The organism is Leifsonia sp. Ger2509 (genome assembly GCF_055231915.1).
The window spans coordinates 746,318-761,748 of record NZ_JBUYVB010000003.1 but is presented as its reverse complement, the minus strand read 5'-3'; the positions used below and the strand labels follow the sequence as shown (position 1 = coordinate 761,748).

15 protein-coding genes are annotated in these 15,431 nt (G+C 68.7%); 14 read left to right on the top strand and 1 reads right to left on the bottom strand.

Annotated features, from left to right (window positions below; genetic code table 11):
- Positions 1–25 precede the first annotated feature (25 nt).
- From ACV7NN_RS03950 to der, 14 genes are all read left to right on the top strand, one after another.
- Positions 26–193, top strand: coding sequence for a hypothetical protein (locus ACV7NN_RS03950; protein ID WP_463348285.1), 168 nt, complete (start codon positions 26–28; stop codon positions 191–193).
- On the top strand, positions 186–986 hold the full coding sequence (locus tag ACV7NN_RS03945) for a TlyA family RNA methyltransferase (protein ID WP_463348284.1): 801 nt from the start codon (positions 186–188) through the stop codon (positions 984–986). The genes ACV7NN_RS03950 and ACV7NN_RS03945 overlap by 8 nt, the downstream gene beginning before the upstream one ends.
- A 5-nt stretch (positions 987–991) precedes the next feature.
- Positions 992–1,909: an NAD kinase gene (locus ACV7NN_RS03940; RefSeq protein ID WP_463348283.1), complete on the top strand. Its 918-nt coding sequence runs from the start codon at positions 992–994 to the stop codon at positions 1,907–1,909.
- A 9-nt stretch (positions 1,910–1,918) separates the two neighbouring features.
- The gene (gene recN, locus ACV7NN_RS03935; protein WP_463348282.1) at positions 1,919–3,625 is read left to right on the top strand and encodes a DNA repair protein RecN; all 1,707 of its coding nucleotides are present in this window, start codon (positions 1,919–1,921) and stop codon (positions 3,623–3,625) included.
- A 132-nt stretch (positions 3,626–3,757) separates the two neighbouring features.
- On the top strand, positions 3,758–5,413 hold the full coding sequence (locus ACV7NN_RS03930; protein ID WP_463351227.1) for a CTP synthase: 1,656 nt from the start codon (positions 3,758–3,760) through the stop codon (positions 5,411–5,413).
- A gap of 4 nt (positions 5,414–5,417) precedes the next feature.
- Positions 5,418–6,077: an NUDIX domain-containing protein gene (locus ACV7NN_RS03925; RefSeq protein ID WP_463348281.1), complete on the top strand. Its 660-nt coding sequence runs from the start codon at positions 5,418–5,420 to the stop codon at positions 6,075–6,077.
- Positions 6,074–6,979, top strand: a complete 906-nt coding sequence (gene xerD, locus ACV7NN_RS03920; RefSeq protein WP_463348280.1) for a site-specific tyrosine recombinase XerD — start codon at positions 6,074–6,076, stop codon at positions 6,977–6,979. Before ACV7NN_RS03925 ends, xerD begins: the two co-directional genes overlap by 4 nt.
- Before the next feature lie 137 nt (positions 6,980–7,116).
- Positions 7,117–7,977: a ParA family protein gene (locus ACV7NN_RS03915; RefSeq protein ID WP_463351226.1), complete on the top strand. Its 861-nt coding sequence runs from the start codon at positions 7,117–7,119 to the stop codon at positions 7,975–7,977.
- Positions 7,961–8,821, top strand: a complete 861-nt coding sequence (locus tag ACV7NN_RS03910) for a segregation and condensation protein A (protein ID WP_463348279.1) — start codon at positions 7,961–7,963, stop codon at positions 8,819–8,821. The genes ACV7NN_RS03915 and ACV7NN_RS03910 overlap by 17 nt, the downstream gene beginning before the upstream one ends.
- Complete coding sequence (scpB, locus tag ACV7NN_RS03905) at positions 8,811–9,458, top strand: SMC-Scp complex subunit ScpB (RefSeq protein ID WP_463348278.1); 648 nt, start codon at positions 8,811–8,813, stop codon at positions 9,456–9,458. Before ACV7NN_RS03910 ends, scpB begins: the two co-directional genes overlap by 11 nt.
- Entirely contained in the window at positions 9,448–10,212 is a 765-nt protein-coding gene (locus ACV7NN_RS03900; protein ID WP_463348277.1) for a pseudouridine synthase, read from the top strand. Before scpB ends, ACV7NN_RS03900 begins: the two co-directional genes overlap by 11 nt.
- 52 nt (positions 10,213–10,264) lie before the next feature.
- A complete protein-coding gene (locus ACV7NN_RS03895; RefSeq protein ID WP_463348276.1) occupies positions 10,265–11,371 on the top strand; it encodes a prephenate dehydrogenase in 1,107 nt (368 codons plus the stop codon).
- Complete coding sequence (cmk, locus tag ACV7NN_RS03890; protein WP_463348275.1) at positions 11,368–12,069, top strand: (d)CMP kinase; 702 nt, start codon at positions 11,368–11,370, stop codon at positions 12,067–12,069. Before ACV7NN_RS03895 ends, cmk begins: the two co-directional genes overlap by 4 nt.
- Positions 12,062–13,576, top strand: a complete 1,515-nt coding sequence (gene der / locus ACV7NN_RS03885) for a ribosome biogenesis GTPase Der (protein WP_463348274.1) — start codon at positions 12,062–12,064, stop codon at positions 13,574–13,576. Before cmk ends, der begins: the two co-directional genes overlap by 8 nt.
- 290 nt (positions 13,577–13,866) lie before the next feature.
- Here the strand turns inward: der and ACV7NN_RS03880 are convergent, their stop codons facing one another.
- A complete protein-coding gene (locus ACV7NN_RS03880; protein ID WP_463348273.1) occupies positions 13,867–15,288 on the bottom strand; it encodes a DUF2252 domain-containing protein in 1,422 nt (473 codons plus the stop codon).
- Between the last annotated feature and the right edge of the window lie 143 nt (positions 15,289–15,431).

Sequence of the window (15,431 nt, the reverse complement as noted above, 5' to 3'; positions counted from 1 at the left end):
CTTCCGCAGGCGCTAGCGTAGAGACGTGACATCCGACGACGACACCACCGCAGCGATCGATGACGCCCTCATGCCCCGCCTGCGCGTGATCGAGGACCAGCCGCTGCCGTCGCGCGCCGACGCCTATGCGCAGGTACACGACGAACTGCGGCAGTTGCTCGAGGGTGGGGACGTTCCGCGCACCCATGGCTGAGGCCAGGCTCGATGTCGCGATGACGGAGCGCGGCCTCGCCCGCTCCCGCTCGCACGCGTCCAAACTGATCGCCGACGGGCTGGTCACCGTCGACGGCGCCGGTGTCGTCAAGGCTTCCGCGAAAGTGGCGGATGACCAGGTGATCGAGCTCGCGCAGACTGACGCGTACGTGAGCCGGGGTGCGCACAAACTCATCGGCGCACTCGACACGTTCGGTGTTCCGGTGCGCGGACGCGTGGCGCTGGATGTCGGTGCGTCGACGGGGGGTTTCAGCCAGGTCCTGCTCGAAAGGGATGCTCGGCTCGTCATCGCGGTCGACGTCGGCCACGGTCAACTCGCCCCGGAATTGGAGCGCGAGCCACGGCTCCGGTCGTTCGAGGGCGTGAACGCTCGGACGTTGACGGCCGATTCACTGGCCGGACTGTTGGGCGATCCCATCCGTCCCGACCTCGTCGTCGGCGATCTCTCCTTCATCTCGCTGCGGATGGTGCTCCCCGCGCTCGTCGGGACGGCGGTCGAGGGGGCCGACTTCGTCCTGCTGGTCAAGCCGCAATTCGAGGTCGGACGGACGGGGATCCGCGAAGGCATCGTGCGCGAGCCGGCGCTGCGGGCGGATGCGGTTGCCAACGTGCTGTGGGCCGCGCAGGACCTCGGCGTCGGAACGGCAGGCATCGTCTCCTCCACAATCGTGGGAAGCCAAGGAAATCATGAGTATCTGGTCTGGCTGAACTCGACGACGGGCCGCAATCCGACAGAATGGTTGGACGAGATCAACGCAATGGTTGGAGCGTGAGCCCTATGGATGCACCGGCACGGTACATCCTCGTCGTTGCGCACACAGGCAGGCAGGACTCGCTCGAGGCCGGCGTCGCCGTCTGCTCCCAGCTCCTTGAAGCGGGGGCAACGCCTGTGCTCAGCGAAGACGAACGCCGCGATCTCCTCGCTGCGGAGCCCGGACTGGTCGAGGTCGCGGTGCTCGGCAAGGACGTGCGGTCCGAAGAACTCGAACTCGTCATCGTCCTGGGCGGCGACGGGACGATCCTCCGGGCGGCCGAGCTCGTGCGCGGTTGCGGTGCGCCGCTTCTCGGTGTGAACCTCGGTCACGTCGGGTTCCTCGCCGAGAGCGAGCGCGACGATCTGCGCGATGCTGTTGCCCGCGGGCTCGCGAACGACTACACGGTCGAAGAGCGCATGACGCTCTCGGCCCGCGTGAAAGTCGACAACCAGGTCGTCTATGAGAGTTGGGCGCTCAACGAGGCGACGGTCGAGAAGGCCAGTCGGGAGCGGATGCTCGAGGTCGTCATCGAGGTCGACGGACGTCCGATGGAGAGCTTCGGGTGCGACGGGGTGGTCATGTCGACCCCGACCGGTTCGACAGCGTACTCGTTCTCTGCGGGTGGGCCTGTGGTCTGGCCCGGGGTGGCCGCTTTGCTGCTCGTCCCGCTGAGCGCACACGCCCTGTTCGCGCGGCCGCTCGTGGTCGATGCCGAATCTTCGCTCGCGGTCGAAGTTCTCGACCGGGCGGGCGGAGCGGGGATCCTGTGGTGCGATGGGCGACGAGCCTTCGACCTGCCCCCGGGCGCCCGGGTCGTCGTGCGGCGGTCGCCGATTCCCGTGCGGCTGGCCCGACTGCATCCTGGTCCGTTCACGGACCGTCTCGTGCACAAGTTCGATCTCCCAGTGACGGGATGGCGGGGGCCGGCCGGCCGTGAGTGAGGTGACGCCGTGATCGAGGAGATCTCGATCAAAGACCTGGGAGTGATCGCCGAAGCAGCCCTCCCGCTCGGACCGGGATTCACCGCCCTCACGGGCGAGACAGGCGCCGGAAAGACGATGGTCGTCTCCGCGCTCGGGCTGCTGCTCGGTGAGCGGGCCGACACGGGCGCCGTCCGGCTCGGCAGCACGCAGGCGTGGGTCGAAGGCCGCTGGCGGGTGGGTGACACCGGCGACGTGGTCGACCGCGTGCGCGATGCCGGGGGAGACGTCGACCCGCTCGACCCAGGGACCGCGGAGCTCGTGCTCAGCAGATCGGTCTCGGCGGAAGGACGCAGTCGTGCCGTGGTGGGCGGCCGCAGCGCGCCGGTGAGCGTGCTCACCGAACTCGGCGAACAGCTCGTCGTCGTCCACGGGCAGTCCGACCAGGTCAGGCTGCGCTCTGCGGTGGCACAGCGGGAGGCGCTCGACCGGTACGCGGGCGCGCAGCTCGCGGAGGCGCTGCAGAACTACCAGCAGGTGTTCTACCGCTGGAACGAGAATCGCTCGGAACTCGACGAACTGGTGGCCGACCAGGATCGCCGGGCAAGGGAGGCAGACGACCTCCGGACGGCCATGGCCGAGATCGAAGGCGTGGCACCGCAGCCCGGTGAAGACGTAGAGCTCGCCGAGCGGGCAGAACGGCTCTCCAATCTCGAAGACCTGCGTGTCGCGGCAGCGAGCGCGCGAGAACTGCTCTCGGCAGAGGAGTCGGAAGGCACGGACGCGCTCGCTCTCCTCGACACGGCCCGGCGCAATCTCGAACGCGTGTCGTCCCACGACGCGGAGCTCGTCGCTCTCGCCGAAGCCGTCGCGAACGCCAATTACCTGGTCTCCGACATCGCCGCGCAGTTGTCGTCCTACCTCGCCGCGCTGGACACCGACGGCGCCCGCGAACTCGAGATCGTGCAGGAGCGGCGGGCCGAACTGACCACCCTCATCCGCAAGTACGGGCCGACACTCGACGATGTCATCCGTAACCTCGAGACCGGCAGCTCGCGGTTGTTCGAACTCGACGGCGACTCGGAACGCATCGACCAGCTCCGCAACGACGTGGACGACGACCGGGCGCTGGTCGACGAGCTCGCGACGATCCTGACGGCCCTGCGAACGGCGGCCGCCGAACGGCTCGGCGCGGCGGTGTCCGACGAGCTGTCGGCACTCGCAATGGCAGACGCGAGGGTCGTCGTCCAGGTCGCCGAGCGCGAAGAGTTCACGGCGACCGGGCGCGACCTCATCTCGATCCTCCTGCAGCCGCACGCCGGTGCTGAACCGCGGTCGCTCGGGCGCGGAGCCTCCGGCGGCGAGCTCTCCCGCGTGATGCTCGCCATCGAAGTCGTCATCGCCGGCAGCGACCCGGTGCCCACCTTCATCTTCGACGAGATCGACGCCGGGGTCGGGGGAGCCTCCGCGATCGAGATCGGCCGCCGCCTCGCCCGTCTCGCCGAGAGCGCACAGGTCATCGTCGTCACGCACCTGGCCCAGGTCGCAGCCTTCGCCACCAACCACCTCACCGTCGTGAAAGGAAGCGACGGATCGGTGACCGCATCCAGCGTCCGCCAGCTCAGCGGCGACGAGCGCATCGCAGAGATGGCGCGCCTCCTCTCCGGACTGCCGGACTCCGAAAGCGGGCTCGCCCACGCGCGGGAACTCATCGAGATGGCCTCGGCGTCGGTGTGAGTGAGACCGAGTCAGCGTAGCCGCCGCGGCGCTGGCGTCGCGGCGACGCGTTGCGTCGCTCTCAGCCCCAGCGCGGGGGTGATAGGATAAAAGCCCGTGGTGGATAAAACAGACGCGGGCAATTCGAACGGCATTACCAAGCACATTTTCGTGACAGGTGGTGTCGTTTCTTCGTTGGGCAAGGGCCTCACGGCAGCGAGCCTGGGCAATCTTCTGACTGCCCGAGGCCTCCGGGTGGTGATGCAGAAACTCGACCCCTACCTGAACGTCGACCCCGGAACGATGAACCCGTTCCAGCACGGAGAAGTCTTCGTCACCGACGACGGGGCTGAGACCGATCTCGACATCGGCCACTACGAGCGCTTCCTCGACATCAACCTCAGCCAGTCCGCGAACGTCACCACCGGGCAGATCTACTCCACCGTCATCGCCAAAGAACGCCGCGGCGAATACCTGGGTGACACGGTCCAGGTCATCCCGCACATCACCGACGAGATCAAGCGCCGCATGCGCCTCCAGGCCGGCGACGACCCGCAGCCCGACGTGATCATCACCGAGATCGGCGGGACCGTCGGCGACATCGAATCGCAGCCGTTCATCGAAGCCGCCCGCCAGGTGCGCCACGAACTCGGCCGCAAGAACTGCTTCTTCGTCCACGTCTCGCTCGTGCCGTTCATGAACGCGTCGGGAGAACAGAAGACCAAGCCCACCCAGCACTCCGTCGCAGCCCTCCGTTCCATCGGAATCCAGCCCGACGCACTCGTGCTCCGCAGCGACCGCCCGGTCTCCGAATCGAACAAGCGCAAGATCGCACTCATGTGCGACGTCGACGAAGCAGCAGTCGTCAACGCCATCGACGTGCCCAGCATCTACGACATCCCGACGATGCTGCACGACCAGGGCCTCGACGCCTACATCATCGACCAGCTCGGACTCGACGCCGACGAGGTCAGCTGGGACGGCTGGGCAACCCTGCTGCAGGCCGTGCACGAGCCCGCCCACAACGTCACCATCGGACTCGTCGGAAAATACATCGACCTCCCCGACGCCTACCTCTCCGTCACGGAAGCACTCCGCGCCGGCGGTTTCGCCCACAATGCGAAAGTCGCCCTCAAGTGGATCGCCTCCGACGAATGCGGCACCCCGGAAGGTGCGGCAGCACAGCTCTCGGACGTCGACGCGATCTGCGTCCCCGGCGGGTTCGGCGTGCGCGGGATCGAAGGCAAGCTCGGCGCGCTCCGCTTCGCGCGCGAGAACGGCATCCCGGCTCTCGGACTGTGCCTCGGGCTGCAGTGCATGGTCATCGAATACGCGCGCCACGAGACCGGCCTGGCCGGAGCATCCTCCTCCGAGTTCGACCCCGACACCGAATTCCCGGTCATCGCGACGATGGCCGAGCAGGTCGAGATCATCGCCGGCGGCGACCTCGGCGGCACGATGCGGCTCGGGCTCTACCCGGCCACCCTCGCTGAGGGATCCATCGTCGCTGAACTGTACGGCGCGAACGAGGCCTCCGAGCGTCACCGTCACCGCTACGAAGTCAACAACGGCTACCGCGAGCAGATCGCCGATGCCGGCCTGTGGTTCTCGGGAACCTCGCCGGACGGACACCTGGTCGAATACGTGGAGCTTCCGCGCGACGTGCACCCGTTCTACGTGGGTACACAGGCGCATCCGGAGTTGCGGTCGCGGCCGAACCGGGCGCACCCGCTGTTCCGCGGGCTCGTCGGAGCGGCACTGGATCGTCAGAAGGCAAGCCGGTTGTTCGAAGTCACCCAGGACGCCTGAACAGGTGGGCGCCCGCACCGACGACCTGCTCTCCGACGACCCGGAGACGCCGCAGATCGTCGCGGCCGAGACCGTGTTCGCCGGCAAGGTGTGGAACATCCGCCGGGAGACGTTCCGCTACAACGACCACGACATCGTGCGCGAATTCGTCGACCACACCGGTGCCGTCGCGGTCCTTGCGCTCGACGACGACGACCGGGCGCTCCTGATCAAGCAGTACCGGCATCCGGTGCGGCATCGCGACTGGGAGATCCCGGCCGGCCTGCTCGACCTGCACGGCGAACCTCCGCTCATTGCGGCCAAACGCGAACTCGCCGAAGAAGCGGACCTCGAGGCCGACGACTGGAGCGTGCTCGCCGAGTTCTACACGTCCCCCGGAGGCAGCGACGAGGCGATCCGCATCTACCTCGCCCGTTCGGTGCGCCCGACCGCCGACGTCTTCGCGCGCACCGAAGAAGAGGCAGATATCGAGAAGCGCTGGGTGCCACTCGACGCGGTCGTGGATGCGGTGCTCGCCCGACGTATCCAGAACCCGTCGCTGATCGTAGCCGCCCTCGCTGCCCGCACGGCGCGGGAGACGGGATGGTCCCAGCTGGGCGCCGCGGACAGTCCCTGGCCACGGCATCCCAAGCTCGGACACCCGGACGGGGACACGCGACCGTGACCGTCTCGGCGGCTGTGGACTCGTACCTGCGGCACGTCTCGATCGAGCGGGGCCTCTCGGCCAATACCGTTGCCGCCTACCGGCGCGACCTCGGCGTGTATGCGACCTGGCTGGCCGGCGAAGGGATCGACGACCCGGCGGCCGTGACCTCCGCGTACGTCTCCGCGTTCGCCCGTCACCTCGGAACCCGCGAAGACGCGCCGCTCACGGCGTCGTCGATGGCACGGATGCTGTCGACCGTGCGCGGGTTCCACCGGTTCCTGCTCGAAGAACAGCTGGTACCTGCCGATGTCGCCCGCGAGATCAGGCCGCCCAAGCTCGCGAGCCGGCTGCCGAAAGCGATCACTGTCGAGCAGGTCACTGCCCTCCTCGCCGCGACGGACGGCGACGACCTCCAATCGCTGCGCGACAAGGCGCTCCTCGAGCTGCTCTATGCGACCGGCGCGCGGGTCAGCGAAGCAGTCGGCCTCAACGTCGACGACGTGATCGACGAGGACATCGTCCGGCTGACCGGCAAAGGGGCCAAGCAGCGGATCGTGCCGCTCGGCAGTTACGCGCGCGCAGCCGTCGACGCCTACCTGGTGCGGGCGCGTCCTGCGCTGTCCGTCCGTGGGAAGGCCACCCCGGCGCTGTTCCTGGGGATGCGCGGTCAGCGCGTGTCGCGCCAGAACGCCTGGTTGATCATCCGTTCCGCCGCCGAGCGGGCCCACCTCGAGGTCGAGGTTTCGCCGCACACGCTCCGGCATTCGTTCGCGACCCACCTGCTCGCGGGCGGAGCCGACGTGCGCGTCGTGCAGGAGCTCCTCGGCCACTCGTCGGTCGCGACGACCCAGATCTACACGCTCGTGACGGCGGACACGCTGCGCGACATGTACACGACGGCGCACCCGCGCGCCCGCTGAACCGCAGAAGGATCGCGGCGGTGCGACCCGCGAACCCGCAGCGCCGCCGATAGACTGTGCGTTTGAAGGACCGCACGACAGGGACGAGGAACACGCAGGTGACGCGCAGCAACGAGGTTCGAGCAGAGCTCCCCGGCCTGGATGACGCGTCCCTCCCCGCCCCGCTCGGCCCCACCGGCCGCCCCGTGAGGTCCTTCCCCGTGCCCAAGCCCCTGAAGAGCCACGGGCCGGCTCGCATCATCGCGCTCTGCAACCAGAAGGGCGGCGTCGGCAAGACGACGACGAGCATCAACCTGGGCGCGACCCTCGCAGAGTACGGCCGGCGTGTGCTGGCGGTCGACTTCGACCCCCAGGGTGCCCTGTCCGCCGGTCTCGGCGCGCAGACCCACGATGTGACCACCATCTACGACCTGCTGCTGTCGCGCACCAGGGACGTCAACGAGGCCATCCAGCACACCGAGACGGCCGGGCTCGACATCATCCCGGCGAACATCGACCTGTCGGCAGCGGAAGTCCACCTGGTCAACGAGGTCGCACGTGAGCAGATCCTCGCGAGCGTCCTGCGCCGGGTGAGCGACGACTACGACGTCATCCTCATCGACTGCCAGCCGTCGCTCGGCATCCTGACCGTGAACGCGCTGACCGCGAGCCACGGCGTGCTGATCCCGCTCGAGTGCGAGTACTTCGCCCTGCGCGGCGTCGCGCTGCTCATCGAGACCATCGACAAGGTGCGCGAACGGCTCAACCCCGCCATCAAGCTCGACGGCATCCTCGCGACGATGTACGACTCGCGCACCCTGCACTCTCGCGAGGTGCTCGAACGGGTCGTCGACGCGTTCGGCGACAGCGTGCTCGAGACGGTCATCTCCCGCACGGTCAAATTCCCGGATGCGTCGGTCGCCGCGACGCCGATCACCCAGTTCGCACCGGAGCACGCGGCCGCCGAGGCCTACCGGCAGCTCGCCAGAGAGCTGATCACGCGTGGCGCCGTCGCCTAGCCCGACCGGCTTCGATGCGGAGCTTCCCGACGCTGCGGCGTCTGCTGCCGAGCAGCCGGCGGCACGCACCTTCCGGGTCGACCTCGGCCACTTCGAGGGTCCGTTCGACCTGTTGCTGAGCCTCATCACCAAGCACGAGCTCGACATCACCGATATCTCGCTCAGCCGCGTCACAGACGAGTTCATCAGCTACCTGCGCACGATCGACTCCGAGAAGAACCTCGACGAAGCCAGTGAGTTCCTCGTGGTCGCCGCTACCCTGCTCGATCTGAAGGTCGCGGGCCTGCTGCCCCAGGGCGAACTGGTGGATGCGGAGGACGTGGCGCTGCTCGAGGCGCGCGACCTGCTGTTCGCCCGCCTGCTGCAGTACCGGGCGTTCAAGGAGGCGTCGGCGTGGTTCCAGGCCGGCCTCGATGCGGAGGCGACCAGGCACGCGCGCAGTGTCCGGCTGGAGGACAAGTTCCGCCAGCGCACGCCGGAACTGGTCTGGACCCTGTCGGCCGACGACTTCGCCGCTCTCGCGACCCTCGCACTGACGCCGCGCGAGTTGCCGACCGTGGGGCTGGACCACTTGCACGCGCCGCTGGTGAGCATCCGGGAACAGGCGGCACACGTGGTCGGGATGCTGCGCTCCGGCGAGACGCTGACCTTCCGGCAGCTGATCGCGGGCGCCGACCAGAAAGGCGTGGTGATCGCACGGTTCCTCGCGGTGCTCGAGCTCTACCGGCACGCCGCGCTCGCGTTCGAGCAGCTCGAGCCGCTCGGTGAGCTCACCCTCAGATGGACGGCCGAACACTGGTCACAGGAGAATCTTGCTAACCTCGGAGCCGACTATGACGGATGAAGCAACACGCGTGAGCGAAGTCGGGGAGCTGGAGCCTGTCGCGGCCGGGCAGCCGGACGGACGGACGGCCGCGCCGACGGCGGAGGTGGATGTCGAGCGCGCGCTCGAGGCGATCCTCATGGTCGCCGACGAGCCGCTCAGCCTCGTCATGCTGGCCACCGCGGTGAGCGCACCGGTCAAGCGGGTGCGTGCGGCGATCGACGCCCTGGTGCGCGACTTCGACGGTGAGAACGGCGGCGTCAGGCGCGGCTTCGAACTGCGGGAGGTCGGTGGAGGGTGGCGCATCTACGTGCGCGCCGAATACGACGACGTGGTGGCCGACTATGTGCTCACGCAGAACCCCACCAAGCTCTCGCAGGCGGCGCTCGAAACGCTCGCTGTGATCGCGTACAAGCAGCCGATCAGTCGGGGCGCGATCGCGTCCATCCGGGCCGTGAACGTCGACTCCGTCGTGCGCACGCTGCTCGGGCGCGGATTGATCACCGAGCTTTTCACCGACAGCGAGACGGGCGCCATCAACTACGGCACCACCGACCTGCTCCTCACGCAGCTCGGCATCAACTCGATCGACGAGCTGCCGCATATCTCGCCGCTGCTCGCCGACGGCGTGGACGGGTTCGACGGCGATGTCCGGTGACCTGAGCCCGTCGGGCGAGCGCCTGCAGAAGGTGATGGCGGCGGCCGGGGTCGCATCCCGCCGGGTCTCCGAACAGCTCATCGTCGAGGGGCGCGTCACCGTCAACGGCACGGTGGTGACGGAGCTCGGGCGACGCGTCGATCCTCACAACGACCGTGTCGCGGTCGACGGGACGGCGGTGCAGCTGGATCCGACGCGCCGCTACCTGATGCTCAACAAGCCGGCGGGCGTCGTCAGCTCGATGCGCGACGAACAGGGCCGTCCGGACCTCTCCCGGTTCACCGAAGGGTACGACGAGCGGCTCTTCAACGTCGGCAGGCTCGATGCCGAGACGAGCGGGCTGCTCATCCTCACCAATGACGGCGAACTCGCCCACGTGCTCGCGCATCCATCGTTCGGCGTGATGAAGACCTACGTCGCGCGCGTCAAGGGCGTCGTGACGCCGCAGACCATCGCGACGCTCACACGCGGCGTCGACCTCGAAGACGGACCCATCGCCGCGGACAAGGCCCGGCTGCTCGAACGCAGCGCGGCCAGCCAGGACAGTCTCGTCGAGATCACGCTGCACTCCGGGCGCAACCGCATCGTGCGCCGGATGCTCGCCGAGGTCGGGCACCCCGTCATCGAACTCGTCCGCCGCCAGTTCGGGCCGCTGCATCTGGGGACGCTCCGAGTGGGCCAGGTGCGTGACCTGACTAAGGTAGAACTCGGCCAGTTGCTCACGATCTCGCGGGAGAAACCGGCCGACAGCTGAGGACCCGCCGTGCGCATCCGGTCCTTCCCCTTCGTCGCCGGAAGGCGCGCAGATGGCACTGAGAGGCACCGTGAACGACACGTCATCCCGGCTCACCGGACCTGTCCGCGTCGTCGGCGCCGGCCTGCTCGGCGCGAGCGTCGGCCTCGGCCTCCGTGCGCGCGGGGTGGATGTCGTGCTCGACGACGCATCGCCCGCCAACCTGAACCTGGCGATCGACTACGGTGCGGGCCGGGCGAGCGACGGGGAGGAGTCGCCTGCACTCATCGTGGTCTGCGTGCCGCCGGACGTCACGGCAGCGGTCGTGCTCGCGGAGCTGGCTGCGCATCCGGATGCGGTGGTCACCGACGTCGCCAGCGTGAAGGTCGCGCCGATGGCCGAGCTCGAAGCGTCCGGTCGTGACATCAGCCGTTACGTGGGGTCGCATCCGCTGGCCGGGCGGGAGCGTGGCGGGCCGAGCTCCGGACGTGCCGACCTCTTCGTGGGGCGGCCCTGGGTGGTCTGCACCCGCCCGGAGGTCTCCCGCGCGAGCGTCTCGCTGGTCGAAGCGCTGGTGCTCGATCTCGGCGCGACGCCGGTCGAGATGAACACTGTCGCGCACGACGCCGCCGTGGCGCTCGTCTCCCACACGCCGCAGATCGTCTCCAGCCTGATGGCCAAGCGCCTGCAGGGCTCATCGGATGCCGCCCTCGGGCTCGCGGGCCAGGGCGTCCGCGACGTCACGCGCATCGCCGGCAGCGAGCCGGAACTGTGGGTGCAGATCCTCGGAGCCAACGCGCCCGCGGTGGTCGAGATCCTCCGCGCCTTCCGCGACGACCTCGATCGCGTGCTCGCGGCGCTCGGCGACCTGGATGCGCCCGGAGCGCGGCGCTCACTCGCCGAAGAGCTCGCGGGAGGCAACGCGGGGGTCTCGCGGCTGCCCGGCAAGCACGGGCAGGATCGCCGGTTCGCGTCGGTCGTCGTCATGGTCGACGACAAGCCGGGCGAGCTGGGGCGGCTCTTCACCGAGATGGGAGAGATCGGGGTCAACCTCGAAGACCTGCGTCTCGAGCATTCGCCCGGCGCCCAGGTCGGTCTCGCGGAGATCGCCGTGCTGCCGGAGGCGCTGCAGCGCACGATCGACGACCTGACCGCACGCGGCTGGAGGATCGCCGGATGAGCGCGGAGACCCGTGAGGGCGCCCCATGGGGCGACATCGTCGTCGTCGCGGTCGATGGACCGGCAGGCAGCGGCAAGTCCAGTGTGAGCAAGGCGGCCGCGCGCCACCTCAGGTTCGCCTACCTCGACACCGGGGCGGCCTACCGTGCGCTCGCGTGGTTCGTGCTGCAGCGTCGCGTCGATCCGACGGATGCGCGGGCCGTCGTCGAGACGCTGCCCGACTTCGACTACCGCATCGGCACCGACCCGGACGGGTACCACGTCCTCGTCGGCGGGCACGACGTGACCGACGCCATCCGCGATCCTGACGTGACCGCCGTGGTGAGTGCGATAGCACGCGTCCCGGAGGTGAGGGCGCGGCTCACCGAGCTGTTCCGCGCGATCATGGGGTCGACCGATCGGCCGGGGATCGTGGTCGAGGGCCGCGACATCACGACGGTGGTGGCGCCCGATGCTCCTGTGAGAATCCTGTTGACCGCAGCTGAGTCCGTTAGAATGGCACGGCGTTCCGCCGAGCTGACCGGCCATTCCGCCGAAAAGGTGGGGGAGCAGCTCCGCAATCGTGACCGGGCGGATTCCCGCGTCGTCGACTTCATGAACGCCGCAGACGGTGTGACCACCGTCGATTCAACAGACCTCGACTTCGACCAGACCGTGGATGCGGTCGTCGCAGTCGTCCAGAGAGAAGCTCATGCCTAAAGACATCGAACCAGACGAGTTCGACGCGACCGACGACGACCTGGTCACCCGCCTCGACGACCTCGACGACGACCTCGCCCACCAGCGGGCCGTCGCCCTGCGCAGCGGCCTGGACGAGTACGAGCTCGACGAAGGTGACCTCGACATCCTCGAGGCCGTCAGCGAAGACCCGAACGCCATCACCTACCTGCCCGCACTGCCCGTGCTGGCGATCGTCGGTCGCCCGAACGTCGGCAAGTCGGCACTGGTGAACCGCATCCTCGGTCGTCGCGAAGCGGTCGTCGAAGACACCCCCGGTGTGACGCGCGACCGCGTCTCGTACAAGGCGGAATGGAACGGTCGGCAGTTCACTGTCGTCGACACCGGTGGCTGGGAGCCCGATGCGAAGGGCATCAACGCGTCCGTCGCCGCGCAGGCGGAGGTCGCGATCGACCTCGCCGACGCGGTGCTGTTCGTCGTCGACGCCAATGTCGGGGCGACCTCGACAGACGAGCACGTGGTGCGTCTGCTGCGCAAGACGAAGAAGCCCGTGTTCCTCGCGGCCAACAAGGTCGACGACAGCCGGCAGGAGCCGAACGCGGCGGTGCTGTGGTCACTCGGTCTCGGCGAGCCGATGCCGGTCTCCGCGCTGCACGGGCGCGGCGTCGCCGACATGCTCGACACGATCCTGAAGGTTCTCCCGGAGATCTCCGCCGTCGCGAAGCAGGAGGTCGGCGGTCCCCGACGGGTCGCGATCCTCGGGCGTCCCAACGTGGGTAAGTCGAGCCTGCTCAACCGGGCGGCCGGCGAAGAGCGTGTCGTGGTGAACGAGCTGGCCGGAACGACCCGCGACCCGGTCGACGAGCAGGTCGAGATCGCCGGCAAGGTATGGCGCTTCGTCGACACCGCGGGCATCCGCCGCCGCGTGCACCTGCAGCAGGGCGCCGACTTCTATGCGTCGCTGCGCACGAGCGCTGCGCTGGAGAAGGCCGAAGTCGCGGTCGTGCTCATCGACGTGAGCCAGCCGATCAGCGAACAGGACGTGCGCATCATCGACCTCGTGCTCGAATCGGGCCGCGCGCTCGTGCTCGCGTTCAACAAGTGGGACCTGCTCGACGACGATCGGCGCCGTTACCTCGAGCGCGAGATCGAGCAGGACCTGGCCCACGTCGCGTGGGCTCCGCGTGTCAACATCTCGGCACGCACGGGCCGCCACATGGAGAAGCTGGTGCCCGCACTGGAGCTCGCGCTCGAGTCGTGGGATACGCGCATCCCGACGGGCAAGTTCAACGCGTTCCTGGCGGAGCTGACGGCCGCGCATCCGCACCCCGTCCGTGGCGGCAAGCAGCCGCGCATCCTGTTCGGCACCCAGGCGACGAGCCGCCCGCCGACATTCGTCGTGTTCACGACCGGCTTCCTCGACCCGGGCTACCGCCGGTACATCATCCGTCGCCTGCGCGAGATCTACGGCTTCGAGGGGTCGCCGATCAACCTCAACATGCGGGTGCGCGAGAAGCGCAAGCGCTGACCTGCGCGGCTGCGCACGTTCTGCACGGCCGCACAGGTTCTGCACGGCCGCACAGGTTCTGCACGCGCGCACAGGTTCTGCACGCGCGCACAGGTTGCAACGTGGGCGCCCGTGCAGAAAGTGGGCGCCCAGCGGCCGCGATAGCATGGCGCCGCGATGGCTCGGCGGCCGCGATGGCTCGGCGCACCAACTATGTCTCGGCGCACTAGGTTCATCCCGGCGCACTGGGTAGAGCTAGTGCGGCGGGACGAAGCTAGTGCGGCGAGAGCACCGGGTAGGCAGGACGCGGGCTAGCGCGGCTGCGGCTGCAGCGGGGGATCCGCCTCGAAGCGGCCGTCGGCCACTGCTGCGCGCAACGCCTCGAAGTCGGCGAGCGACTGGTCGGCGTAGGCGAAAGCCCAGTCGACCACCGCGTTCACCATGGCCTCCGACGAGCCGACGTAGCCGGCGATGAATGCTGCGTTCGGACTCTGCGCGTGCGCGCGGGCGAGCAGCGCACCGCAGGACGCCACGTAGTCCGTGAACGGCTGTCGTCCGAGTGCGTCGATGTCGAACGACACGTTGCGGTCGCGGAACTGCCGCACATAGAAGTCGTATCCGCCGAAGTCGAGATAGCCCAGGAACGGGTCGGACACCGCCTGCAGGATGCGCTGGTTCGACGCCACGCGCCCGCCGTTGTGCGACCGGAGCGCCGCCCGGTCCACCCCGGGCAGCGTGTGCCGCGGGATGCCGCCGAACTGCTGCACGACCGACTCGGTCGCCTCCTTCAGCTGCAGCACGAGCGGGTCGGCGCTCGGCCCGGTCAGCAGCAGGATGTAACAGCGGGTTCCGACACTGCCGACCCCGACGACACGGCGGGCGACGTCCGTCATCTCGTACTGCGAGAGCAGGAGCGCGACGTGGGACGGCACCGTCCGCGCGTACTGTCGCATCGCCTCTTTGAGGTCGTCCTCGTGAGTGGTGTCGACGTGGGTCAGCGTCGGCGGGTTCTCCACGACGACCCGCGTGCCGTCCGCGGCCACCTCCGTGATCTTCTCCACGACCCGCGCCGAGGTGCGGTTCTGCGCAGCCCGCAGTGTCGTGTCGATCGTCTTCTGCGTCTTCTTGCCGAACCGGGACGAGCCGGGCGTCACGGTGGCGGCCAGGTAGAAGCGCTGGAGCGCACTCAGCTCCATTGCGGCGCGGAGAGCGTCGCGGTAGGCGATGGCGGAGGCGAGGGCCGAGGCGCGCGCATCCGCCGCCGAGTAGCCCTTGTGGCGCGCCGCGATCACGACGCTGGTGACCATCCGTTTGAGGTCCCACTCCCATGGGCCGTATGAGGCCTCGTCGAAATCGTTCAGGTCGAAGACCATGGTGCGCTGCGGCGAGGCGTAGAGGCCGAAGTTCGCGATGTGGGCGTCGCCGCAGATGACGACCTCGGCGTTGGTGTCGACACCGGTGCGCAGGTCCGCGGCCTGGATGGCGGCGGTGCCACGGTAGAACGCGAACGGGTTGGCGAGCATCCGGCTGTTGCGCAGCGGGATCAGGTCCGGCAGTCGCACGGAGTTCTGCTTCTCGAGGATGCCCAGCGGGTCGCGATCCGTGCGCGGGGTGTAGGCGGCGTGGGAGCCGCGAGGGATGCTCGACCGCGCCGCACGGCCTTCATCGAAACGTTCCTGGAAGGAGACGACGTGGGCGTGTTCGAAGCGCAGGCGCCCCGGAGCAGGTGTCATGGCGTCAACCTACCAACACGCGGCTTTTCGCGACAGGATGCCCGCGGAACGGGCCCGAAGTGAACGCCCGGTGACGCGAACCTGTGGACGCACTGATTGTCCAGCCCCCAACGGGGGGCTTGGGGACAGACTATACTGTCTAT